Below are 22,797 nucleotides of genomic sequence, written 5' to 3'. Positions count from 1 at the left end.
AGATTTAATAAGTTAACTTGGGTCAACCACGATATGTTCAAGTTCTATGGCGCACACCGCTTGCAAGGTATCCATAGACGCATTGACTAAGCTTATCTTGCCCTTTGATGACTCAATGAGTACAACGCGGTTGATATCACTGTATTCACGGTTATGGCGAATTAAATTAGATAGCGCCATTTGCATTGGCATCATAGATGGGTTGAATGCCGCATTTTCAGCATAACGTCCACAATAGGTTTTGCCGTCTTTGGTTTCTAGTACCACTGCAGCATAATTATTGGTATAAGGCGCATAGCTTAGGCCTGCTTGATCTATGGCTTCAATTATCATGGGATCATCAGAGCTTAAACTAAACTCAATGTTACTTTTTGATAATAAAGGTTTTGTCACCTGCAAATCAGCAGGGCCAAAGGCATAGGGTAAATAATGACTAAGTAACTGTGATTGCTGACCTGGCAAGTGAATTTTAATACCAATGCCGTCGACCAATTCATTGATAAACTGACGACAATGACCGCAAGGGGTAAAGTTGACAACAATATCAATAATTTTTTGCTCGCCATTGAGCCATGCATGGCTTATCGCGCTTTGCTCGGCATGGACGGTATGAAATAGAGCTTCAGAAGCTAATTCAAAATTGGCTCCCATATAGATATCACCACTTTCACCCTTGGCGATTGCGCCGACATAAAATTCACTAATACTTGGCTTGGCGAGGGCGGCAGCAATTGGCAACAAGCTCAGTAGTAATTGCTCTTCATCTATTTGCGATGCTGTGACGAGCTGAGCTAATTGGCTTGCATCAATATGGCCACAAAAATCGTCATTAAGTAATGGTATTAATGCGCTTACCAGTGGCTTGGGTAGTTGGGTGATGCTATCAATAAAGCGATTTTGCATGACCAATTCCTTTATAAAATGATTAATGACTAAAAGCTTGCGTTATAAGGCTTGTAAATACATGCACAGTGCTTTTAGTAATTTCTGCTTATGTTCATTGTCGCTGGTTTCTTCCAACAAGTTTTCGAGATTAATCACATAATCGGCATCTGATAAACGTTGTTGGCAAAACTCTCGCCATCTTAATGACTCATCGTGGCTTAATGTTTCTGGGTAATTACGGCCACGATAGCGAAATAGCATCTGCTCAATGCGGGGATCGTCAAATTCTAGATTAAGCGCGGCTAAGTTTTCGGCTTTGGTATTGCGGATCATTTCCATTTTGGCTTTATCGGCGCGGCTAAAAAAACCGCCGCTATAAAGCATTAAATCAGGATCTGTCGCTGCAGGGTGATTATTCGCCTCGAATACCGCCTGCATTTTTTCTCGTAGCTCAGGGTGCTGTTTGAACAGTTTGTATTGCTGACGGGCAAAGTCCATATCAAATTGGTGCCTTGCTGCCACTTCTTCAGTGAGTAACTTAGGCGTACCAATAAATGGACATTTATTGACGTGGATTTGCTTTAACGGGATCGGTAATTCATCTGGGGCTAAATCGGCACGTGAGGTATACATGCGCTCGACGATATCTTCTACCGATAAGTCGATCAGTGGGCTAATATCCATTGCCAAATTAATACAAATCATGGCGTTTTTATTGGATGGATGCGGCGCAACAGGCGCGATTAAAGTGACACATCCTTTAGCTGCACTGATTTTAGAACTCACATGTACCAAAGGCTGCATAAAGTCGCCTTGGATTAATTCGGCAACTTTATTTTTATTACGAAGGTTAAAGTAATAATCATATAACTTAGGTTGTTTCTCTTTGATGAGTTTTGCAATGGCAATGGTGGCGTAAACATCACTCATAGCATCATGGGCTTGTTCATGACTTAAGCCATTAGCTTGGGTTAACTGTTCTAATTTAAAGCTTGGCGAGCCATCTTCTTTTAATGGCCAGTTGATGCCTTCTGGTCTAAAGGCATAACAGGCTCTGACTAAATCAATGATATCCCAGCGAGTGTTGCCGTTTTGCCATTCACGGGCATAAGGGTCAATGAAATTACGGTAAAAACCATAACGGCTAACTTCATCATCAAATCTTAGTGAGTTGTAGCCAACGACACAGGTATTGGGCTGGCTGAAAATGGTATTAATGCGCCCCATAAACTCTGATTCAACCATGCCTTTTAAATTGGCTAATTGCGGCGTGATCCCTGTAACAAGTATTGCTTCTGGTTTAGGAAGATAATCAGTTGCTTGCTTACAATAAAAGTTTTCAGGCTCACCAATGATGTTTAAATCATAATCAGTACGGATGCCTGCAAACTGAGAAGGGCGATCTTTTGCTGGGCTTACCCCGAAGGTTTCGTAATCGTGCCAGAAGAGAGTAGGTTGTAAAGCGCTTGCCATAATTAACTATTGTCCTATAACTCATGTTTTGCCATCTTAGCACTGTTAATTACGAATGTTTACCTGTGGTAACTTGTTTGGCTGGATTTTAACTCTAGCATCGAGCATTTTTGCTGGTTTAAGGGACGTTTGAGCAAATTATTAAACCTTGTTGATGGTATAAAAACCGCTTTGTCATTAAAGCTAAATTATGTAAAAAGCACTTAATTTTATAGGCTTAAGTATTAATTGGTGACGCAAATCATTTTGCTGGTTACAATTTAAAAAAATCAGAGGTAAGTTCATGTATAACCATTTATTAAGTCAGCCCGTTAAATATGAAGTGGATCAGCATCAGACTTTACATCTTAGCCTACCTGATGAAGTAAGTGATTTTGCGATATTACCGGCATTGAGCCAGCCTATTGCTGAGGTCATAGTAAAAGAGCTGAAGTTTAATAATGCGAATGTGCTGCAAGGTGCGACTATCATTTTAACTTGTCAGCCACTTTTTAAGGTGTCTGTTCAAGAGCAAGTCAATACGATTGTAGATAATGATCACAATCTCATTAGCCAGCTAAAACGTGGCGTAGGCCAAGGCTTTCGTTTGTATACTCGCTCAGGTGTCGCACCGAAAAAATCCGCGACCATGTTAAGGCAGGGAACCACATTAGTCTTTTCATTTGCTGAAGCTCTACAAATTAAGGTAAAAGGGCAGCTTGGTGATGCCATTAAACTTGAAGATGATTTTAGACTTAATCAAGAACCTAAAGCATTAATGCATGCAAGGGCGATATTAGCCCGCAGCTTTAACTATGAAGACGCGCCGGCAACCATTGCGATAAATATGAGTGAGATCGAACAAGTGCGAGCTGAAATAACCGCTTATTTGTCATCAGAGCATAATAAGGTTAACGCAGTGATTGCCGCTCAGCTGATAAAGTTAGATAATCTACTCAGTCATAAACACCGCTGGTTACTCAGAACTTATAGTCAATCGCAGCAGCGCACTAATTTTGCTACTGCAGCCAATGAGTTATCAAAAAATGTTGAAGATCTTCAGCGTAAACTTGAATGCTTTAGCTTGCTTGCTCCGGCGGATGTTAGCCAAATGGTTGATAAATTAACTGAAGAACATGAGTAGTTATTTGCTACAGCGGATCAATCGACACTATTTGTAAGTAACTGCATTGTAAGTAACTGCATTGTAAGTAACTGCATTATAAGTAACCGAGACTATTTTAAGTTTTCGGTGCTATTTATATTAGTTGTAGTCTTAACTAATCTCTAAATATAACTTAAATCACAAGCTAGAATTCAACTTAATCACCTTTTTCATTTCTATAGAGTTATGTCATGCAATATATTTGTCCAATCTGCCAAACAGAGTTATCACTGCACCAAAAATCATGGCATTGTCAAAATCGTCATCAATTTGATTGCGCTAAAGAGGGCTATGTGAACCTGCTTCCAGTGCAGAAGAAAAACTCCAAAGACCCCGGTGATAATAAAGACATGATGCTAGCGCGCCGAGAATTTCTGAACCAAGGCTATTATGAAAAGCTCAGTGAGAAAGTGAATCAGCTCGCGGTTAAGTATGCTGCTAATGCACAATGCGTGCTTGATATCGGTTGTGGTGAGGGGTATTACAGTAACAGGCTTCATAGCGCTTTAAATGCAAATAGCGCCTTAAATGCAAGCAATAATTCGCTTGTTACCGTCCCAAAAGCCAATGTTGAACAAACATGTCACTTACAAGGGTTAGATATCTCAAAGTCTGCGATACGTTACGCCTCTAAACGTTATCCACAAATGGACTTTTGTGTTGCTAGCGCTTATGAGATGCCGTTTTCAGCGTCAGCGTTTGATTTGGCTATTCGTATTTATGCACCGTCAAAAGTAGAAGAGTTGCAACGGGTACTTAAAAAAGGGGCTATTTTAATTACCGTAGCACCTGGGCCAATGCACCATTTTGCAATGAAAAAAATTATTTACAGTGAGCCCAAACCCCATGATGAAGCCAAAGCGCAGATTGAGGGCTTTAGCTGCTTACATCAGGAGCGATTACAGTATCGGCTTGAGTTATCTAAAGTCGTTGATATTGAAAACTTTTTGAATATGACTCCCTATGCATGGAAATTAACAGCTGAGCAAAAGGCTGAAATTTCAAATCAAGGGCTTAGCTGCGAGTTAGACTTTAGTATCGAAATTCACATCCGTAATTGATTTGTCATATAGAACTGGTATTTTACTATTTGAATCTGATATTTAGTTGTGAATTTTGTTAGTCCGAGCACTGAATATTGTTGTTGTAGCATCTATATCAAATTATATAGCGATTTAGTTGACATACCCGCAAAAAGGTTCATAATCTATCGGGCTTGAAGGTTGGGCTTAGTTTATGTGTTTCAATACGACCAGTTTCGTCCTGTGAACATAAGTAAAACCGGCATTTTCAGCTCTACTGCCGTTAAGGCTTTAATTTATATATACAGGATTTATATCATGTCTCAAGTTACTGGTGTTGTTAAGTGGTTCAACTCTGATAAAGGTTTCGGATTTATCGAGCAAGAGTCTGGTCCAGACGTATTCGTTCACTTCCGTGCTATCAACTCAGACGGTTTCAAAACTCTTGACGAAGGTCAAAAAGTACAGTTCACTGTTACTCAAGGACAAAAAGGTCCTCAAGCTGAGAACGTTACTGTAGTTTAATTATTTCTAGCTTCGGCTAGTATAATTAATAAAGCTGTAGTCTTTGACTACAGTTTTTTTTTGCTTTTTTTAACTATCCTTTGTTTAAATACCTTTATTTCAATAACTTAGGTTGATAAGTTGTTTTAACCCTTGTTGTTGCAGTATGCTCTGCTAGTTTAGATGTTGATTTGGTGACTCTCTCTTTAGTTGCATTCCATCAGCTTAGAAGCATCAATCCACTCCATTTTTTGCCTCGCTTTTATCTGCATCTGAAATACTTTTACTATTTATTTACTGTGATTGCTATTTCGTTACTGCCGATTTCTTAGTGTTTTCCCAGTCTGTTTCTCACTCTATTTTCGTTATTTGAACCTTGGATTTTGGGCGTTATAGCCACCTATGGAAATCTACAATTTGCTGATTTGTCCTAGTCAGCCAGTTTCAGCTGTATGTTTTCTTATGTTGATTTGATTTAGCTAATTGCAAAATGTATACGCTTCTATCAGGTTTACTAAGCAGATAAAGTCATCGTTCAATGTTGTTTTTACAGTTAAAAAATCGACATTTTTATTTTGGGAGCAAGTGCAGATTAAGAGCGATTTGAAATTATTGAGGGTGCTAGGTGTGACGGGGGTCACGTTTTTGTTAATTGCTTTTAAAAATTAAAACCCAGCAATAATTGCTGGGTTTGTTAGATTTAATCAACTTAATGCTGCTTAATTTGAAAACAGTGTTTCTTCTAAGCTTCGTCCTTTCATCATTGCTTTATATTGCCATCCTTGCTCGCTAAATAATGTTAGTAATGACAACTCTAAGCTAAAGCTTACATCTATACGGTGCTCAATAATTATTTGCTCATCGTTGTTAATTTTCACATTGAGGATATTAGGCAGTAAACGCACCTTATCACTTAGTGCACTAATGTCTGCTTGCTGCATCGTCAAGGTTAAAAAGGCGGTTTCAGCATCAGCTTTCATTGACACCGATTGTTGTAGCTGACCGTTCTCTAAATAGACAACTTGATCGCACAGTTTTTCAAGCTCTTCTAAATTATGGGAGCTAATAACAAAAGTCGTTTCTACTGATAAGTCTTTTACTATTTGACGGATTTTTTTTGCGTTAACAGGATCAAGCCCTGCAGTGGGTTCATCAAGTAATACCAGTTTAGGCGAACCTATCAGCGCTTGAGCGATCGAAACTCGTTTACTCATTCCATGACTGAGGCTTTTAGGTAACATTTGCGCTGAGCTAGTTAAGTCAACTAATTCAAGCACTCTAAGTGCTTCTTGCTTAGCTTTCTTACCTGACATACCTTGTAATTTACCAAAAAAAGTAAGTTGCGACACTATACTAAAGTTGGGGTCTAACGCGGCGTCTTGTGGTAAAGCTGAGACAATATTTTGTAATTTAGCACTGCCTGGCTTTTCCCCAAAAATGCTTATTTCACCATTACTGGGATGAATAAAACCACAAAGTAAGCTAAAAAGGGTAGTTTTGCCGGCGCCATTAGGGCCTACAAGCGCGATAGGCGCACCAGCATCAAGTGACAGATTGATATTAGATAGCGCCACTTTATTGCCATATTGCTTAGAAATATTAGTACAGGTAATTAACTTCATAGTGCACTCCTTTGCATGTAAATTCGGCCAAGTGCAAGGATAACTATGGCTTGAATGATTGGGATCGGGGCGTAAATAAGCGAGCCAAGACCCTGAGTATTAATCATTAAAGATAACTGTGAACCCGGCAATACCCAGCTAATGAACGAAACTGCAGGTAGCTGACTATTAATAATGGCTATGACGATACCGCTGAGTGCCCAAAGGATTACCGCATAAATGCTGGCCATTCTGGCAGAGTTGGCGTACCAAGATAACACTGCCATCACTGCGGTATAGGGTAAAAGGACGATAGTGATACTCAAGAATACCGCAAAGCCGCTAATTACTGCATCGCCAAGTAAACTGGCATCACGACTTATTACCATCACAAGAGTGGCGATAATGGTCAGTAGTAATAGGCTTGATTGAATAAGCATTTGCCCTAAAAAACGGCCAAAGAAAATACTGTCTCTACTGACTCTGAGGCTTAAAAATCGGAATGATCCTCTTTGTTTATCAGAACTAAATTGATCTGCAGTAATGAAAATACTGAAAAAAGGAAACAGATATAAAGCAATACACCAAAACACTGCAAATTCAGCCACAGACCAATTAAATAATTGATCTAAGGTGCCAGGGCCGTATAGACCTTGGACCAAGTCTTTGGTTGCGGGTTCGAGTAGGTAGCTAGAGGCACTATTAACTGGGTATAAAAGGATAATCGCCCAGATCAAGGAAAAGGCGATTAATGCTGCAATGCCTTTGGTATTGGTAAAACGTTTACTGACCTCATAGGAGGCAATGAGCCATAATTGGCGTATTGCTGAAGGTCTTTGAGTTGAATCCATTTAGTATCAATCCTTGCAAATACAATAATATTTTAGTCATCATACTTTATCGCTACTATTTATCAGATTAATTTTTGTTAAATTACCGGCAAGCTGTGCTCAACAGTGTTGTTTGCTGAGCACGCAGTATAAAAAGTGGCTTGAGTGTAGATGCTTATTTATTAACAGTGTTAGTTTAATAATTGCTCGAGTTCTTGAAGGCGCTGAGTTAACTCACTGACTTGGGTTTCAAGTTGCTCCACTCTAGCGGCTAAGGCTTGTTTATCTGCTGCTGATGGCGTGCTTGCAACACTGGCATCGAATGATGTTGTGCCTTGTTCAAGGTATTGCTTATCAGAAAATAATTGTGCGTAACGATTATCACGACGGCCAGCTTCGCGGGGCAATTGGACGATTAACGGCTCTTCACGGCTGGCTAGCGCTTGTAATGTGGATTCGACTTGCTGAGGCGTTTCAAAAGCATGTAGTCGATTACAGCGGGTTTTGAGCTCACCGGGCGTTTGTGGCCCACGTAGCAGCATCACAATTATCACTGCAAGTTGATCACTACTAAGCTGTAAGTCACTGAACTCGGTATTACAAAAACGATGCTTGTATTTTACCACTCGACTGCCAAAACCTGACTGCTCACTGATAAGTCGCTTCTTGGCTAAATCATCAATAATGGTTTGTACTTCAGTCTCGCTTAATGCCATGACGGGTTCACGACTACTTTTTTGGTTACAGGCAAGGGTGATTGAATTGATTGAAAGCGGGTATTGCTCAGGGGTAGTAATTTCTTTTTCTAATAAACAGCCAATAATGCGGGCTTCCAGATTGCTAAGTTCCATAAATTACTCCAAATAAAAAAGCATGGTTTGTTATAACAGAACCATGCTTTTTATCAAATAATTTGGCTATTTAGGCTGCTATTTAAGTAATCTAATGCCGTCAGCTTCAATGCTAATTTGTTTCGCTTTGAATAAACCGCCAATGCTGCGTTTGAAGGCTTTTTTGCTCATGGCGAGTTGCTCGTAAATAATCGCTGAATCAGTTTTGTCATTTAATGGTAAAAAACCACCTGCGCGGTGCAGTTTATTAATAATGGTTTCAGCATTTTTATCAAAGCTTTGTTGGCTGTCTTTTTGTAAAATTAAATCCACTTTGCCATCTTCACGAACTAGCTTGATATAGCCTTTGATTGATTGACCAAAGCTTAGGCGTTGGAATACTTCATTTTGATAAAGCACGCCCCAATGGGCATTATTAATAATGGCTTTGAAACCTAAATCAGTGGTGCCACCAATGATTAAGTCAACTTCTTCACCCACTTGATATTCAGCAGGTGTCTTGTCTAAAAACTTATCGACTTTTGCTGATGCCATAATGCGTTCATCGGCTCTATTGGCATGAACATAAACTAGGTATGACTTACCTTCTTCAATGTGTCGATGCTGCTCACCAAAAGGCAATAATAAATCTTTATCTAAGCCCCAATCTAAAAATGCGCCAAAAGGACCAGTAGCAATGGCCTCTAAATAAGCAAATTCCCCCACTTGTGCATAAGGTGTTTGGGTGGTCGCAATAACAATATCTTCAGAATCGAGATAAAGAAAAACATCTACCATATCGCCGACTTGACAGCCTTTAGGGGCAAATTTATTGGGTAACAGCACTTGCCCAAGTTCTTCAGCATTTAGGTAAACGCCAAAATTAACTTGTTTAACGACCTCTAGGGAGTATTTCTTTCCGATCTGTATCATTCGCGACTCTGGTTAACTTAGGTTATGAAAAAACAGTTTGATTATATACGCAATCAGCTTGCTTGTAACTTGGGTTTCTAAACAAACTCATTGAAGTTAATTTTAGGTGATGACGATCATCTATACTGTCAGATAACATGCTATTGCTATTTGTTAGTAAGTTTCTGTTATTCAACAAAAAAAACATCATCAATTTGCAGTGGCTAAATATTAAGATATTTTTATATTAAAATGGATTTTTCTTGCTTGCATTTAACCGGTTAGCAGGGTTTAATTGCGCCGCTTTTTTATTTGCACTTTTCAAGTTTCTGTTGTGTCATAACCGTGAGACTGTTTGCTATGGCTAGCGCACAGCAGGTATTGAGGCTTGATTGTTTGCTATTAACTGAGTCGTTCATGACCACATCGTTTTGGTCGCTTTGTATGACTCTTTTTGCTCACTTATTTCTACGTGGTGTTATTACAAAAATAACCACGTTGGACTTTTATAACATGATAAACAAATCAGATATTTATTACGAAACATTGCACGCTGGCTATGGTCAGTATTTTGAGGTTGAGCAGGTTTTGTTTGAACAAAAAACACAGCAGTGGCATTTAAGTATTTTTGAAAATAAAACATTTGGCCGTGTTATGGCGTTAAATGGTGCGATTCAAACCACTGAAAAAGATGAATTTGTTTATCATGAAATGATGACTCATGTACCTATTATTGCCCATGGTAAAGCCAAACGAGTACTCATTATTGGTGGCGGCGATGGCGGTATGCTAAGGCAAGTGCTTAAACATAGCGCGATTGAGCAGGTTACTATGGTTGAGATCGATGCTAATGTGGTTGAGATGTGTAAAACCTATTTCCCGCAGCATTCTCAAGGTGCGTTTGAAGACCCAAGAGTAAACTTGGTCATTGATGATGGCATGCATTTTATTGCCCAGTGCCAAGACAAGTTTGATGTGATTATCTCTGATTGCACTGATCCGGTGGGGCCTGGTGAAGTACTGTTTAGTTCACCATTTTATGAAAATTGTAAACGCTGCTTAACTGAGCAGGGGATTTTTGTGGCCCAAAACGGTGTGGCTTTTTTACAGCCTGAAGAAATACAAGATACGGTTCGTAGAATGAGCCCTTATGTAAAAGACTGCTGGTTTTACACTGCAGCAGTACCGACTTATATTGGTGGCACCATGGCATTTGCGTGGGCTACCGATAATGTGTGTGCCAGACAGCAAGATTTAGCAACATTAACCCAACGGTTCGAGACGGCAAACATTAATACTCGTTATTATACGCCTGCTCTTCATATGGCAAGTTTTGCATTGCCAGCTTTTGTAGAAAATGCAGTCAAAAGTGCGCAAGTAACCACTGCATAATTTGCTTGATATAGACGGAATAAAAAATATGAAAGATTGGTCTATCGAAAATGCACGTGCAAGCTATAACGTGACTCATTGGAGCCAGCAGTATTTTGGTATTGCAGATGATGGCGAAGTGACTGTTACTCCAGATCCATCCAAACAAAACTGTACCATTGGCTTAAATGAACTCGCCAAAGATATGGTTAAAGCTGGGGTGTCGTTACCTGTATTAGTGCGTTTTCCGCAAATTTTGCATCGCCGAGTTGAAAACTTATGTGATGCGTTTAATGCCGCTATACAAAAATACGAGTATCAGAATGACTATTTATTAGTTTATCCGATCAAAGTGAATCAACAGCAAACCGTAGTTGAAGAAATTCTTGCCAGTCAAAAGTCTAAAGAAGTGCCACAACTTGGCCTTGAAGCAGGTAGTAAACCTGAATTAATGGCGGTACTGGCGATGGCGCAAAAAGCCAGCTCAGTTATTGTTTGTAACGGCTATAAAGATAAAGAGTATGTTCGCTTAGCCTTAATTGGTGAAAAGCTAGGTCATAAAGTTTATATCGTCATTGAGAAGTATTCAGAGCTTAAGCTAATTCTCGAAGAGTCAGCAAAACTTGGGGTGACACCACGTTTAGGTTTACGTACCCGTTTAGCTTTCCAAGGTAAAGGCAAGTGGCAAGCCAGTGGCGGCGAAAAATCCAAATTTGGTTTATCTGCAGCTCAAGTACTAAAAGTGCTCAATGAGTTAAAGCGCGTCGATAAGATGGAATCATTGCAACTTATCCATTTCCACTTAGGTTCGCAAATTGCCAATATTCGCGATATTCGCCAAGGTGTGAGTGAAGCCGCACGTTTTTATTGTGAATTACGTGAAATGGGCGCCTTGATTGATACTTTCGATGTCGGTGGTGGTTTAGCCGTAGATTATGATGGTACCCGAAGCCAAAGTAATAACTCGATGAATTACGGCTTAGCTGAGTACGCTAACAATATCGTTAATGTGTTAACCGATATTTGTAATGAATACGACCAACCTATGCCACGAATTATTTCAGAATCAGGTCGCCATTTAACCGCGCATCATGCCGTGTTAATTACTGATGTGATTGGCACCGAGTCATACTATCCTGAAGAGATCCATCCGCCTGAAGAGAGTGCGCCGCAGTTACTGCACAACATGTGGATGTCATGGACGGATATGAGTGAGCGCCCAGATAGCCGCGCCATTATCGAAATTTATCATGATACGCAAAGTGATATTGCTGAAGCGCATTCATTATTCTCAATGGGTCAATTGACCTTAATGCAGCGCGCTTGGGCTGAGCAAACCAATTTACGTGTTTGTCATGCACTTAAAAGCTTATTAAGTAATAATAACCGTTTCCATCGCCCTATTATTGATGAGTTGAATGAAAAATTAGCAGATAAGTTCTTTGTTAACTTTTCATTATTTCAATCAATTCCAGATGCTTGGGGGATTGATCAGGTGTTCCCAATATTGCCGTTAAGCGGTTTAGATAAGCCACCTGAAAGACGCGCGGTCATGCTTGATATTACCTGTGATTCAGACGGTATTGTTGATCAATATGTTGATGGCCAAGGCATTGAAACGACGTTACCTGTGCCTGCATGGTCAGCTGAAAGTCCATATTTGATTGGCTTTTTCATGGTCGGTGCTTATCAAGAAATTTTAGGTGATATGCATAACTTATTTGGTGATACCAATTCTGCGGTTGTGCGTGTAGAAGACAATGGCTTACCTAATATTGAGTCTGTGTTGGCTGGCGATACCGTTGCTGATGTGCTGCGTTATGTCAATCTTGATGCAGTTGCATTTATGCGTACCTATGAAGAGCTTGTGAATCAGCATATTGCTGAAGATGAAAGAGCATCAATTTTGGAAGAGTTACAGTTAGGTCTAAAAGGTTATACCTATTTAGAAGATTTCTCGTAAAAGTGTTTTTGCGGCGCGGATAATGCGCGCCGCTGTTTTAGGTTTAATTTATGTTTTTTGAAGGTTCAGAAAAGAAAATTGAAGTCATCATTGCTGACTCCAATGTTAGATTACGGCATTTGGGCCAGCCTTTTTGGGCTGGTATCGTTGCTTGTGCCAATGCTGAAATTTTATCTTCAGTGAGTAATGATTATTGCGACGCCTACTTGCTTAGCGAGTCGAGCTTATTTGTTTGGGATGATCGCTTTGTGATGCTAACGTGCGGCACGACAACCCTTGCTGATGCGGTTATGTCATTTATCGACCACGTTGGGGAGCAAGCAATTGCTTTTGCCAGTTACCAGCGTAAAAACGAGTATTTGTCGCATTTACAATCAAGTTCATTTAAAGAAGATTTGACTAAAATTCGTCAAACAGTAACCGGAAATGCCTATCGCATTGGTCACTTAGACTCGCATCATCATTATTTGTTCAGTACTAAAAAGCCATTTATTGCGCCAACAACTGACGTCACTAATGAACTATTGATGTATCACATTAATGGCGCTGCAGCGAATTATTTACGTGGCGTAGATCAGTCTGCACTGGGTATTCGTGACTTGCTTGAATTGTCGGTGCTATTTCCTGATTTTATTATTGATGACTTTTTATTTGAGCCTTTTGGTTATTCCATCAATGGCATCAAAGATGAGTCCTATTTCACCATTCATATCACCCCGCAAGAAAAAAGCTCCTATGTGAGCTTTGAAACGAATCTCAATCTTGCAGATTATCCTGTTGATGTTTATGGCAAGTTATTGGGCATTCTCAACCCTGGTAGCTGGGATGTGATTGGCTTTAACTCCCCGAGAAATACTCAGGGGTTCCCTGAACATCTATGTTTAGGAAGTTGCTCATTAGCTACTGAGCAAGGCTATACCATTGATTTCAGTCATTATCAGCAGCTTTGTCATGAAGTGTTGATCCCAGAATATTTGTAGTTATTGGCTTAAGCCATTACGGAGATTTTTATGAGCACTTTTGCTGAAAAAGCAGATTACTCTTTGTATTCAAATGCATTTGGCTACTTACGTCAGCCATTAGATTTTAAACCCACTGAAACAGATGCCGATGTGGTGGTTATTGGTTTGCCTTTCGATATGGCCACCACGGGTCGCTCTGGTGGCCGCATGGGCCCTGAAGCCATTCGCCGTGCATCAGTCAACCTTGCGTGGGAAGAAACTCGTTGGCCATGGGATTTCAGCTTAAGCGAAACCATCAATATTGTTGATGCTGGCGACTTAGTGTTTGATTGTGGCGATCAAGAAGATTTCACCAGCCGTTTAGAAGCGTTTGCCACCCGTATTCTTGATGCAGATAAAGCACTACTCAGTTTTGGTGGCGATCACTTTGTGACTTTACCACTGCTGCGTGCTCATCATAAAAAGTACGGCAAAATGGCTTTGCTGCATTTTGATGCACATACCGATACATATAGCCAAGGCAGTAAATACGACCATGGCACTATGTTTTATCATGCGCCTAATGAAGGTTTAATTGCGCCTGAAAATTCAATTCAGATTGGTATTCGTACTGAATTTAATGCCGCCGATCATCTATTTAAAGTGATTGATGCTGCACAGGCCAATGATTTAACTGCTGAACAAATTGTCGAACAAATTAAAGCGAGAGTGGGCGATATGCCGCTTTATGTGACCTTTGATATTGATTGTTTAGATCCTGCTTACGCGCCAGGTACTGGTACGCCAGTTTGTGGTGGCTTAACCAGTGATAAAGCGATGAAGATCATCCGCGGCTTACGTGGCATGAACATAGTTGGTATGGACGTAGTTGAAGTAGCACCAGCCTATGATTCTGCTGATATTACCGCTTTAGCTGGGGCAACCTTAGGGCTGGAAATGCTCCACGTTTGGGCTGCAGGCAAAGGTTTAGTAAAAAAATAGTCGCAAATTAGTCTTAAATTAACGACTAAACACTTAAAATGCTCCTTTATAAAACCAACGTTCATCGTTGGTTTTTTTTATCGGAAATGAATTGTTTTTCAATGCTGATAATATTTGTCAATATTGTCATGATCATATATCAGTGTTCGTGAGTATAATGGCAACATATACAAAGACAGTTGCATCTAACGAGGTTTAGCAAAGATATGAATGATTTAACAGATATCCGCCGTGAATATACTCAAGGTGGTTTAAGGCGCAATGATCTCCCTGCTAATCCAATGACGTTATTTGAAACTTGGATTGAGCAAGCCAAAGACGCGCAATTAACCGATCCAACCGCTATGTGCGTAGCCACTGTTGATGAGCATGGGCAACCTTTCCAACGAATTGTGCTATTAAAAAAGTTTGATGATGATGGCTTTGTTTTCTTCACCAATCTAGAAAGCCGTAAAGCCACTCAATTGGCTCACAATGCCAAAATCAGTTTGTTGTTCCCATGGCATCCATTAGAGCGCCAAGTCGCCGTCACTGGCGTGGCAGAGCCGTTATCCATGCTTGAAGTGACTAAGTACTTTATGAGCCGCCCTAAAGACAGTCAAATAGCTGCATGGGTGTCAAAACAGTCCAGTAAAATTAGCGCAAGACAAGCCCTTGAAGGTAAATTTAATGAGATGAAGAATAAATTTGCCAAAGGTGAAGTGCCGTTGCCAAAGTTTTGGGGCGGTTACCGCGTAAAAGCTGACAGTATTGAGTTTTGGCAAGGTGGCGAGCGCCGCTTGCATGACCGTTTTATTTATCAAAAACAAGATAGCGATTGGCTTATCGATAGACTTGCGCCTTGATAAACGGCTTAAATTGCGTGCAAGTTTGATGTGTACTGATAAAAATTGACGAGAAAATGAATGTGTAAAACAATTTGGGTTGATGCCGACGCCTGTCCTAATCCGGTTAAAGAAATGCTATTTCGCGCCGCCGACCGCAAAAAAGTGCCATTGATATTAGTGGCCAATCAACTGATCCGCGTGCCAGCATCGGCTAATATTTCTGTGGTCAGAGTCAGCTCAGGTTTTGATGAAGCTGATAATTACATTGTTAAGCAATTAAATAGTGGTGATTTAGTTATTACCGGTGATATTCCGTTAGCGGCAGATGCCATTGAAAAAGGCGCCGTGGTGTTTAATCCCCGCGGTGATATCTATACCGTTGATAACATAAAACAACGTTTGACCATGAGAGATTTTATGGAAGAGCTAAGAAGCAGCGGCGTGCATACTGCAGGGCCCAATAGTTTTTCACAAGCCGATAAACACGCTTTTGGGCAAGCATTAGATAAATGGTTGAGTCGCTTGTAAAAATTTCTTGAGTCGTTGTATAGAGCAAGGTTTTACCCTTACCGGAATCATGGTGATAATAATAGCGTTCCAGCCAGTTAAGAAAATTTAATCTATAATTTAACTGTTTTTATTCACAAAAAGGATTAATGATGAAAAAATGGATCGCAGTATTACCATTAGTATTACTCAGCACCTCAGTGTTGGCCGCAGATTGGCAAGTGAAACAAGCGCATTCAAAAGTGAGCTTCATTTCAATTAAACAAGCCGATGTTGCTGAAGTACATGATTTTAAACAAGTCAGTGGTAATTTGACCTCAGCAGGGGCCTTTAACTTAACGATTGATTTGGTCAGTGTTGATACCAGTATTGAAATACGTGATGAACGCATGCAGGCCATGTTATTTGAAGTGGCTAAATATCCGCAACTACAGTTAAGTTCGATGGTTAATCCACAACTCGTGGCTGATTTGAGTGTTGGCTCAACGTTAGTGGCCCAAATTGATGGCACAATTGAGTTACATGGTAAAACCAAGAAACAATCATTTGATGTGTTGATCGCTAAATTATCAGACACAAAAATGGTAGTGACCAGTATGTCTCCTGTCATTGTGCAAGCGGCAGATTTTGGTTTAACTGACGGGGTGAATAAGTTGCGCGAAATCGCTGGCCTTGGCAGTATAAGCTTAGCGGTACCCGTGTCGTTTGTATTAACGTTATCGCAATAAAACGAATTGTGGCTTTTGTGTGAATCACATACAAAAGCCACCTCATTAAGGTAAGTAATGGTCACAGATAAAGACGGTTATATTCATCTAATTCAATATTTAACTGAACATTTAGGCCTATTTGAAAAGTCTGAAGCCAGCAGCATTAACAATCAAACGGTTTTAGAATTATTTGAAGATCAGTTATCAGCCCAAATCATCATGGTATGTGGTCAAAACCCCAAGCTTTCATTTGAACAAAGAAATGACATCATTCGAGAAATTGATGCCATTGTTTATGATCTTGAAGAAATTCTCGCCAGTGTCGCTAAGCATAATGCTACGGCGGAGCAGAGTATTTTTATCACTGAGTTCTCAGGGCTTATTAAGAACTTATTCGATAAAGAAATCGAGCAACTTCTCAGATAAACCTATTTTTAACGTCATTATTTTAATTATTTATATTCATTATTAGGAACCTGCATGTTTAAATCTCTTGTTGGTGCAATGCTATTCATTTGTATGTCTTTTTCATCAGTGGCGGCTGAAAAACAAGTGTTGGGGCAAACTGAAATGATGTCAGTGAGCCAAGGCGGCATTGTATTTGAGGCTCGTATGGATACTGGAGCGGTAAACTCTTCATTGCATGCACTTAATATAAAGGTGTTAGGCGGCAGTGCAAAGAAAATGAAGGATAATGTTGGTAAAACCGTTTCGTTTACCACAGAAAACGAAAAGGGTCAGCAGCAGCAAGTTAGTGCCAAAATTGTTGGTACTTCGACCGTCAGTAACTCCCAAGGCACTGAAACCCGCTACGCGGTTAAGTTACCTATAACATTCGGTGACAGCACCCGTACGGTAAAAGTTAATCTTCGTAATCGTGCCTCCATGGATTATAAATTACTCATAGGTCGCAATTGGTTAAAAGGTAAATATGTGGTTGATGTTTCAGAGCAAAAACTAATTGGCCCTACTGCAGACATTAGCATTGTAGAGTCAGGGTTAATATTTGATACCCGCATTGATACCGGCGCCGTTGAGAATTCATTACACGCTACTAACCTGCATATTATTGGTGAAGACAAAAGCAACATGGAGAACAATGTCGGTAAAGATGTCACTTTTACCACCATGAACGAGAAGGGTGAAAAAGCACAGGTCACAGCTCGAATTCATAGCACTTCCTTAATCCGTAATGCACAAGGCAGTGAAATCCGTTATATGGTGACCTTGACGCTAGGTGAACCTGGCCAAGAGTTCAAAGTTGATGTTAATTTACGTGATCGCAGTAAAATGACCTATAAATTGCTTATTGGACGTAATTGGCTGCAAGGCCACTATATTGTCGATGTGGACATGTAAGCCTGTTTACAGATTCAATACCGTTCAGTTGAGCGGTTTTTTTTGTCGATATTATTTAAACGATTAGCGTTAAGTTGTTATTTTTACATCAGCATTTAGTGTAACGCTTGTATCTATCATAAACTTCAAACTTAACCCTTGCCCCCCCCAAAAAAAGGCCAGCATGTCTGAATTTATTGCACCGCCGTGTTCAGAACACATCACTATTTTGTATCAAGATGAGCATTTATTACTGATAAATAAGCCTAGCGGTTTACTGAGTTTATCGGGTAAGAACCCGCTTAATAAAGACTCTGTTCATTACCGTTTAGTGCAGGACTTTCCCACTGCGACATTAGTCCATCGACTCGATTTTGGTACCTCAGGGATCATGCTGGTGGCGTTAAATAAAACCATTAATGGCTTACTGACCAAACAATTTCAAAATAAAACTGTGAGTAAAACCTACAGTGCGATTTTGTTCGGCCATGTTTTTGGGCTGCAGCAACATGATAAAGAAATTGGCTATATTGATGCGCCAATTGCTAAAGATGTTGATAATTTTCCGTTTATGAAGATTTGCCATGAAAAGGGCAAACCATCACAGAGTCAATTTGAAGTGATAGAGCGGTTAGAGATAGAGTCAGTTCATTTACAAGAAGCGATACCAATAACTAAAGTGAAATTTGTGCCTATTACCGGTAGAACACATCAGTTACGGCTGCACAGTCACTATGTTAAGCATCCTATTTTGGGCTGTGATTTATATAAAAATGCCACTTCAGAGGCGCTTGCAGAAGAAGTCTTTGGCCCACGACTATTATTACATGCCCAAAGGCTGCGTTTTCAGCACCCAGTAACTCATGAAATGATTGATATGGTGTGTGAAGCACCGTTTTAGCATTCCAGTAAAATTCAGATATGAAAAAGCCAGCAGTTAAGCTGGCTTTGTTTACAAATTAAAACTGCTGAACAGGCTTTAAAGCACACCGCGTTTCATTTGATCACGCTCAATTGATTCAAATAGCGCTTTAAAGTTACCTTCACCAAAGCCTAGGTTGTTCTTACGCTGAATAATTTCAATGAAGATTGGCCCAAACAGGTTTTTAGTGAAAATTTGTAATAGGTAACCATCGTCATCACCATCAACTAAAATTTGGTGATGCTTGATGCGATCTCTATCTTCAGTGACTTGTGGTAGCTTGTCAAAAATAGTGTCGTAATACTCAGGAATAATATCCAGCGTTTTAATTGCGGTACCTTCCATTGCATCTAAAGAGCCAACAATATCACGGCTTCTAAAGGCTAAATGCTGAACCCCTGGGCCATTATATTCACCTAAATATTCATCAATTTGGTTCTTGTCATTGCCTTTACCTTCATTAATCGGAATACAGAAGCTGCCATCAGGTGAACGCAGGGCGTAAGATACAAGCGCAGTTTGTGAACCACTAATATCAAAATAACGCACTTCAGTGAAACCAAAAATATCTTTATAAAAGTTGGCCCATTTTTCCATGGTGCCTTTATAAACATTGTTGGTCAGGTGATCGACTTCCATAAAGCCTTTTTCTTCTACAATAATAGGTTCAGCTAAATCTTCAAAATCATTAGCATAAATATTATTGTCAGTGCCAAATACATCGATGAAGTAAATTAAGCTATCACCAATACCGTAAATAGCAGGGTAAGGCATATCTTTAGCCGTATCATCAGCCGGTTTTGCGCCGCGCGCTACAGCTTCAGTGTAAGCAAATTGTGCATCTTCAACACGCCAGCCCATAGAACAAATAGCGGGGCCATGAGACTTAGCAAATTCAGCTGAGAAGCCTTGCTTAGATTTGTTCAATAAGAAGTTGATATCGTTTTGTTGGTAGTAAACGATATCGCTATGTTTAGCTTGTTTAAGCATTGAAAAACCAAAGTCGACAAACACTTGATGCATAAAATCAGTATCAGGACTGGCAAATTCAGTAAATTCAATACCTAGTAGTCCAAGTGGGTTTGTTTCGCTAGCCATGGTGTTTTCCTTAATAATTATCTTTATTTTTCATCACTCTGTGGTGATGTGTAATAGGGATGCTGTTGGTGATTAATCTTCAATCCAAGAGCGGTTGTAATCATCACTCATGCAGTTTTTGACATGGGTGGTTACATTAAGTGGCGCAAAGGTATCAACCATTACGGCATATTCGTAAGTTTCGGTTTTGCCGATAGAGGCTTCGGTGCGCCCAGGTTGTGGCCCATGTGGCACGCCTTTTTGATGCAAGGTCATGTAACCTGCTTCAATACCTGTGCGGCTCATAAAGTCACCGTCAACGTAATACAGCACTTCGTCGCTATCGATGTTGTTGTGGTAATAAGGTGCTGGAATTGATTCTGGGTGGAAGTCATAGGGACGCGGTACAAAGTTACATATCACAAAATTGTTAGCCGTAAACACGATATGGTCAGAAGGCGGTAAATGAATTTTTCCTACTTTAGGTGCATATTCGGTGATATTAAATGCCCAAGGATAGACGCAGCCATCCCAGCCCACTAAATCAAATGGATGCCACTCTAAGGTGGTGAGTTGATACTTATCGCCAAACTTGCTGACTAAAGGAAACTCACCTTTTTCAACGGTAGCATCAGTAAGTTCAGGGGTGCGAATATCACGTTCACAATATGGCGCTGACTCCAGCATTTGCCCATAGTCATTTCTAAAATGTTTGGGTACTTCAACCATTGAGTTTGATTCAATAACGAATAAGCGTACATTACTGTAATCATTAAACTTGAGCTGGTAAGTCGTGCCTCTCGGAATGATTAAGTAATCCCATTGCTTAACTTGAAGTTGACCATATTCACTTAACAGCGTTCCTTCACCTTGGTGGACAAAGACCACTTCATCAGCATAGGCATTACGGTAAAACTCAGCCGTATCTTCAGTGACTTTGGCTGTGTACATGGCCACATCACTGTTATAAAAAATCTTGTTACGGGCACTGAAAAAGTTGCCGCTGCAATCAGCTTGGCGCGAATCGAGTTTGTAGTTTTGGATTAACGAGTCTTGCCACTCGTCGCCGTGCTCAAGAGCATAGGGAGCCACCGCTAATGCCTTAGTCGGCATATTATGGTGATATTTATTGGAGTAAATATTGGCAAAGCCGTGAGTAGAAAACAGTTCTTCACGGTAAAGCTCGCCAGAGTCTTTTTTAAAAGCGATATGGCGTTTAGAAGGTATTTGTCCTTGTTGAACATAAACCGGCATCGTAACTCCTCAACTCTTATTCGTTTGGTTGTCGTTATTGAGCTTCATTAATCTGCTTTGTTAATGTTTTTCTAGCGCAGCGTTAATAAACTATTTGTGATCTAGTTAACAATTTAGTTGCTAGGATGGACAAAAAAAAGAATAATAAACCACTTAACTTAATCTAATTTTTAGATGGTTAATAAAAGTTTACATAAGTGTCACGACTGCAGAACACTTAAAGGCAGAATAGGGACATGGAGGCTTAAATGAAAATCGATGTAGAAGCATTTAATGTGCTACAAGTACTTGTTGAAGAAGGAAGTTTTGCTAAAGCCTCTGAGCGGCTACACAAAGCGCAATCAGCAGTAAGTTATCAAGTAAAAAAACTCGAGCAACACCTAGGGGTGACTTTATTTAATCGGTCTCAATATCGGGCTGAATTAACCCCAGAAGGCAAAGTGATTTTGGCTGAAGGCCAACGGTTACTGCAACATTTAGCCAATATTGAACATTTAGCCAGTCGTTTTAGCGAAGGTTGGGAGCCAAAGCTTGAATTGGTGATTGACGGCGCGCTGCCAATGGAGCCTATCATGACAGCGTTAAAGCGCATGTCTGAGCATAATATTCCTACCAAGATACAACTTAACATGGAATTTTTAGGCGGCGTTCAACATCGTTTTGAGCGAGATAAAGCCGATTTAATGCTGGTTAAGGATTACCTTGCAGGGCCTTATTTTTCTGCCCAACAACTGCCACCAGTGACCAGTTTATTGGTTTGCTCATCGCAGCATCCTCTTGCTGAGTTATCCGGTGTTACCCTGACTGATCTGCAGCAACATGTAGAATTAACCATTGAAGACTCATCGCCGCAAAAACTACACCGAGACGAGTTACAGTTTGGCGGCGACAAAGTGTTTTACTTATCAGGCTTTATTATGAAGAAAAATGCCTTACTAAAAGGGCTAGGTTTTGGCTGGATGCCGGAGTTTCTTATTAATGATGAGCTTACGGGCAAGAATTTAGCCATAGTAGATTTTGTTGGTGGCCATAGATTTAGATTTACCCCGCAGTTAGTATCGACCCTAGAAAGGCCACTTGGGCGGGCGGGCCGATTATTTACTGAGTTAATTTCAGAAGAATTTGCAACTTTTAATCAATCAACTAATGATCAAAAAATTAGTCATTCGGCCATTGGTTAGTTATGGATTGCATAAGTATTATCGTTTTACTGTTAAGGATTTAAATGAAGTATTGGTTAATGAAATCGGAACCTGATGAGTTCAGCATTGACGATTTAGCAGCATGTTTACCACAGTCAGAACCCTGGCAAGGGATACGTAATTATCAGGCGAGAAACTTTTTACGGGATGAGGTAAAAACAGGAGATTTAGTGCTGTTTTACCATTCCAGCTGTAAAGTTCCCGCTGTTGTGGGGATTGCCGAGGTGACCTCAGATGCGGTGACTGATTTAAGCGCCTTTGATAATCAAAGCCCTTATTTTGATCCTAAATCAGATAAACAAAAACCGAGATGGGTTGCAGTAGATATTCGTTTTATTCAAAAGTTAACCCGCATTATTACCTTGGCGCAGTTAAAAGCAGATCCAAAACTTGCTGACATGGTATTAGTAAGTAAAGGCGCTAGGTTGAGTGTTCAACCAGTGACAGAAGAAGAGTTCAACTATATCGTTGCCTTATAAATG

Annotated in this window: 23 protein-coding genes; 15 read left to right on the top strand and 8 right to left on the bottom strand. The window is 40.1% G+C overall.

The genetic code is table 11. From position 1 onward, the window contains the following. Positions 1 to 12 precede the first annotated feature (12 nt). The gene (gene cdd, locus Q4557_RS10710) at positions 13 to 903 is read right to left on the bottom strand and encodes a cytidine deaminase (RefSeq protein ID WP_303412604.1); all 891 of its coding nucleotides are present in this window, start codon (positions 901 to 903) and stop codon (positions 13 to 15) included. Between the two features lie 42 nt (positions 904 to 945). Further along, entirely contained in the window at positions 946 to 2,358 is a 1,413-nt protein-coding gene (gene sbcB / locus Q4557_RS10705) for an exodeoxyribonuclease I (RefSeq protein ID WP_102519660.1), read from the bottom strand. Between the two features lie 283 nt (positions 2,359 to 2,641). Between sbcB and Q4557_RS10700 the strand changes: the two genes are divergently transcribed. From Q4557_RS10700 to Q4557_RS10690, 3 genes are all read left to right on the top strand, one after another. Continuing rightward, positions 2,642 to 3,481: a hypothetical protein gene (locus Q4557_RS10700; RefSeq protein ID WP_102438273.1), complete on the top strand. Its 840-nt coding sequence runs from the start codon at positions 2,642 to 2,644 to the stop codon at positions 3,479 to 3,481. Positions 3,482 to 3,693: 212 nt separating this feature from the next. Beyond that, on the top strand, positions 3,694 to 4,563 hold the full coding sequence (gene rlmA, locus Q4557_RS10695; protein ID WP_102531168.1) for a 23S rRNA (guanine(745)-N(1))-methyltransferase: 870 nt from the start codon (positions 3,694 to 3,696) through the stop codon (positions 4,561 to 4,563). Between the two features lie 279 nt (positions 4,564 to 4,842). Then, a complete protein-coding gene (locus tag Q4557_RS10690; protein ID WP_012155714.1) occupies positions 4,843 to 5,049 on the top strand; it encodes a cold-shock protein in 207 nt (68 codons plus the stop codon). 698 nt (positions 5,050 to 5,747) lie between these two features. Here the strand turns inward: Q4557_RS10690 and Q4557_RS10685 are convergent. The 4 genes from Q4557_RS10685 to Q4557_RS10670 all read right to left on the bottom strand — a co-directional run bounded on the left by Q4557_RS10685 (position 5,748) and on the right by Q4557_RS10670 (position 9,222). Further along, a complete protein-coding gene (locus Q4557_RS10685) occupies positions 5,748 to 6,650 on the bottom strand; it encodes an ABC transporter ATP-binding protein (RefSeq protein ID WP_303412593.1) in 903 nt (300 codons plus the stop codon). Continuing rightward, entirely contained in the window at positions 6,647 to 7,480 is an 834-nt protein-coding gene (locus tag Q4557_RS10680; protein WP_102476226.1) for an ABC transporter permease subunit, read from the bottom strand. Before Q4557_RS10680 ends, Q4557_RS10685 begins: the two co-directional genes overlap by 4 nt. Before the next feature lie 170 nt (positions 7,481 to 7,650). After that, entirely contained in the window at positions 7,651 to 8,310 is a 660-nt protein-coding gene (locus Q4557_RS10675; RefSeq protein WP_303412589.1) for a YceH family protein, read from the bottom strand. A gap of 78 nt (positions 8,311 to 8,388) precedes the next feature. Next, positions 8,389 to 9,222: a S1 RNA-binding domain-containing protein gene (locus Q4557_RS10670; RefSeq protein WP_102438265.1), complete on the bottom strand. Its 834-nt coding sequence runs from the start codon at positions 9,220 to 9,222 to the stop codon at positions 8,389 to 8,391. Between the two features lie 492 nt (positions 9,223 to 9,714). Here Q4557_RS10670 and speE point away from each other — a divergent pair, with 492 nt between their 5' ends. The 10 genes from speE to Q4557_RS10620 all read left to right on the top strand — a co-directional run bounded on the left by speE (position 9,715) and on the right by Q4557_RS10620 (position 18,761). Next, positions 9,715 to 10,593 carry a polyamine aminopropyltransferase gene (gene speE, locus Q4557_RS10665; RefSeq protein WP_198589280.1) on the top strand — a complete coding sequence of 293 codons (879 nt, stop codon included), beginning with the start codon at positions 9,715 to 9,717 and terminating at the stop codon, positions 10,591 to 10,593. 28 nt (positions 10,594 to 10,621) lie between these two features. Then, positions 10,622 to 12,535, top strand: a complete 1,914-nt coding sequence (gene speA / locus Q4557_RS10660) for a biosynthetic arginine decarboxylase (RefSeq protein WP_102438263.1) — start codon at positions 10,622 to 10,624, stop codon at positions 12,533 to 12,535. A gap of 50 nt (positions 12,536 to 12,585) precedes the next feature. Then, complete coding sequence (locus tag Q4557_RS10655; RefSeq protein WP_303412585.1) at positions 12,586 to 13,515, top strand: adenosylmethionine decarboxylase; 930 nt, start codon at positions 12,586 to 12,588, stop codon at positions 13,513 to 13,515. A 30-nt stretch (positions 13,516 to 13,545) separates the two neighbouring features. After that, positions 13,546 to 14,478 (top strand): agmatinase, encoded by a 933-nt coding sequence (speB, locus tag Q4557_RS10650; protein WP_102519666.1) that lies wholly within the window; start codon positions 13,546 to 13,548, stop codon positions 14,476 to 14,478. A 206-nt stretch (positions 14,479 to 14,684) separates the two neighbouring features. Continuing rightward, positions 14,685 to 15,323, top strand: coding sequence for a pyridoxamine 5'-phosphate oxidase (pdxH, locus tag Q4557_RS10645; protein WP_102438257.1), 639 nt, complete (start codon positions 14,685 to 14,687; stop codon positions 15,321 to 15,323). 60 nt (positions 15,324 to 15,383) lie between these two features. Then, positions 15,384 to 15,833 carry a YaiI/YqxD family protein gene (locus Q4557_RS10640; protein WP_303412582.1) on the top strand — a complete coding sequence of 150 codons (450 nt, stop codon included), beginning with the start codon at positions 15,384 to 15,386 and terminating at the stop codon, positions 15,831 to 15,833. Positions 15,834 to 15,964: 131 nt separating this feature from the next. Further along, positions 15,965 to 16,540 carry a YceI family protein gene (locus tag Q4557_RS10635; protein WP_303412580.1) on the top strand — a complete coding sequence of 192 codons (576 nt, stop codon included), beginning with the start codon at positions 15,965 to 15,967 and terminating at the stop codon, positions 16,538 to 16,540. Positions 16,541 to 16,597: 57 nt separating this feature from the next. Then, positions 16,598 to 16,948 carry a DUF3802 family protein gene (locus tag Q4557_RS10630; RefSeq protein ID WP_102438251.1) on the top strand — a complete coding sequence of 117 codons (351 nt, stop codon included), beginning with the start codon at positions 16,598 to 16,600 and terminating at the stop codon, positions 16,946 to 16,948. A gap of 54 nt (positions 16,949 to 17,002) precedes the next feature. Further along, the gene (locus Q4557_RS10625) at positions 17,003 to 17,881 is read left to right on the top strand and encodes a RimK/LysX family protein (protein WP_102438249.1); all 879 of its coding nucleotides are present in this window, start codon (positions 17,003 to 17,005) and stop codon (positions 17,879 to 17,881) included. A gap of 163 nt (positions 17,882 to 18,044) precedes the next feature. Continuing rightward, positions 18,045 to 18,761, top strand: coding sequence for an RluA family pseudouridine synthase (locus Q4557_RS10620; RefSeq protein WP_102438247.1), 717 nt, complete (start codon positions 18,045 to 18,047; stop codon positions 18,759 to 18,761). Between the two features lie 78 nt (positions 18,762 to 18,839). Here Q4557_RS10620 and hppD read toward each other — a convergent pair whose 3' ends face one another. Both hppD and Q4557_RS10610 read right to left on the bottom strand, forming a co-directional pair. Next, positions 18,840 to 19,880 carry a 4-hydroxyphenylpyruvate dioxygenase gene (gene hppD, locus Q4557_RS10615; protein WP_102438245.1) on the bottom strand — a complete coding sequence of 347 codons (1,041 nt, stop codon included), beginning with the start codon at positions 19,878 to 19,880 and terminating at the stop codon, positions 18,840 to 18,842. Between the two features lie 72 nt (positions 19,881 to 19,952). Then, a complete protein-coding gene (locus Q4557_RS10610) occupies positions 19,953 to 21,113 on the bottom strand; it encodes a homogentisate 1,2-dioxygenase (protein WP_303412575.1) in 1,161 nt (386 codons plus the stop codon). Positions 21,114 to 21,361: 248 nt separating this feature from the next. Between Q4557_RS10610 and Q4557_RS10605 the strand changes: the two genes are divergently transcribed. Both Q4557_RS10605 and Q4557_RS10600 read left to right on the top strand, forming a co-directional pair. Continuing rightward, complete coding sequence (locus Q4557_RS10605; RefSeq protein ID WP_102476231.1) at positions 21,362 to 22,294, top strand: LysR family transcriptional regulator; 933 nt, start codon at positions 21,362 to 21,364, stop codon at positions 22,292 to 22,294. Positions 22,295 to 22,338: 44 nt separating this feature from the next. Next, the gene (locus tag Q4557_RS10600) at positions 22,339 to 22,794 is read left to right on the top strand and encodes an EVE domain-containing protein (protein ID WP_303412573.1); all 456 of its coding nucleotides are present in this window, start codon (positions 22,339 to 22,341) and stop codon (positions 22,792 to 22,794) included. Positions 22,795 to 22,797: the final 3 nt, after the last annotated feature.

Source organism: Shewanella sp. 5_MG-2023, assembly GCF_030547465.1.
In the GTDB taxonomy this organism is placed as follows: Bacteria; Pseudomonadota; Gammaproteobacteria; order Enterobacterales; family Shewanellaceae; genus Shewanella.
The sequence above is the reverse complement of the archived record's forward strand: the minus strand, read 5'-3'. Positions and strand labels throughout refer to the sequence as shown.

Bases quoted from the DNA above. Each gene is read 5' to 3' on its own strand.
- rlmA (WP_102531168.1), top strand. From the start codon at position 3,694: ATGCAATATATTTGTCCAATCTGCCAAACAGAGTTATCACTGCACCAA.
- Q4557_RS10640 (WP_303412582.1), top strand. From the start codon at position 15,384: ATGTGTAAAACAATTTGGGTTGATGCCGACGCCTGTCCTAATCCGGTT.
- speB (WP_102519666.1), top strand. From the start codon at position 13,546: ATGAGCACTTTTGCTGAAAAAGCAGATTACTCTTTGTATTCAAATGCA.
- cdd (WP_303412604.1), bottom strand. From the start codon at position 903: ATGCAAAATCGCTTTATTGATAGCATCACCCAACTACCCAAGCCACTG.
- Q4557_RS10655 (WP_303412585.1), top strand. From the start codon at position 12,586: ATGTTTTTTGAAGGTTCAGAAAAGAAAATTGAAGTCATCATTGCTGAC.
- Q4557_RS10625 (WP_102438249.1), top strand. From the start codon at position 17,003: ATGTTTAAATCTCTTGTTGGTGCAATGCTATTCATTTGTATGTCTTTT.
- Q4557_RS10605 (WP_102476231.1), top strand. From the start codon at position 21,362: ATGAAAATCGATGTAGAAGCATTTAATGTGCTACAAGTACTTGTTGAA.
- Q4557_RS10630 (WP_102438251.1), top strand. From the start codon at position 16,598: ATGGTCACAGATAAAGACGGTTATATTCATCTAATTCAATATTTAACT.
- Q4557_RS10635 (WP_303412580.1), top strand. From the start codon at position 15,965: ATGAAAAAATGGATCGCAGTATTACCATTAGTATTACTCAGCACCTCA.
- speE (WP_198589280.1), top strand. From the start codon at position 9,715: ATGATAAACAAATCAGATATTTATTACGAAACATTGCACGCTGGCTAT.
- Q4557_RS10610 (WP_303412575.1), bottom strand. From the start codon at position 21,113: ATGCCGGTTTATGTTCAACAAGGACAAATACCTTCTAAACGCCATATC.
- Q4557_RS10700 (WP_102438273.1), top strand. From the start codon at position 2,642: ATGTATAACCATTTATTAAGTCAGCCCGTTAAATATGAAGTGGATCAG.
- hppD (WP_102438245.1), bottom strand. From the start codon at position 19,880: ATGGCTAGCGAAACAAACCCACTTGGACTACTAGGTATTGAATTTACT.
- Q4557_RS10600 (WP_303412573.1), top strand. From the start codon at position 22,339: ATGAAGTATTGGTTAATGAAATCGGAACCTGATGAGTTCAGCATTGAC.
- Q4557_RS10675 (WP_303412589.1), bottom strand. From the start codon at position 8,310: ATGGAACTTAGCAATCTGGAAGCCCGCATTATTGGCTGTTTATTAGAA.
- Q4557_RS10690 (WP_012155714.1), top strand. From the start codon at position 4,843: ATGTCTCAAGTTACTGGTGTTGTTAAGTGGTTCAACTCTGATAAAGGT.
- Q4557_RS10685 (WP_303412593.1), bottom strand. From the start codon at position 6,650: ATGAAGTTAATTACCTGTACTAATATTTCTAAGCAATATGGCAATAAA.
- pdxH (WP_102438257.1), top strand. From the start codon at position 14,685: ATGAATGATTTAACAGATATCCGCCGTGAATATACTCAAGGTGGTTTA.
- Q4557_RS10670 (WP_102438265.1), bottom strand. From the start codon at position 9,222: ATGATACAGATCGGAAAGAAATACTCCCTAGAGGTCGTTAAACAAGTT.
- sbcB (WP_102519660.1), bottom strand. From the start codon at position 2,358: ATGGCAAGCGCTTTACAACCTACTCTCTTCTGGCACGATTACGAAACC.
- Q4557_RS10620 (WP_102438247.1), top strand. From the start codon at position 18,045: ATGTCTGAATTTATTGCACCGCCGTGTTCAGAACACATCACTATTTTG.
- speA (WP_102438263.1), top strand. From the start codon at position 10,622: ATGAAAGATTGGTCTATCGAAAATGCACGTGCAAGCTATAACGTGACT.
- Q4557_RS10680 (WP_102476226.1), bottom strand. From the start codon at position 7,480: ATGGATTCAACTCAAAGACCTTCAGCAATACGCCAATTATGGCTCATT.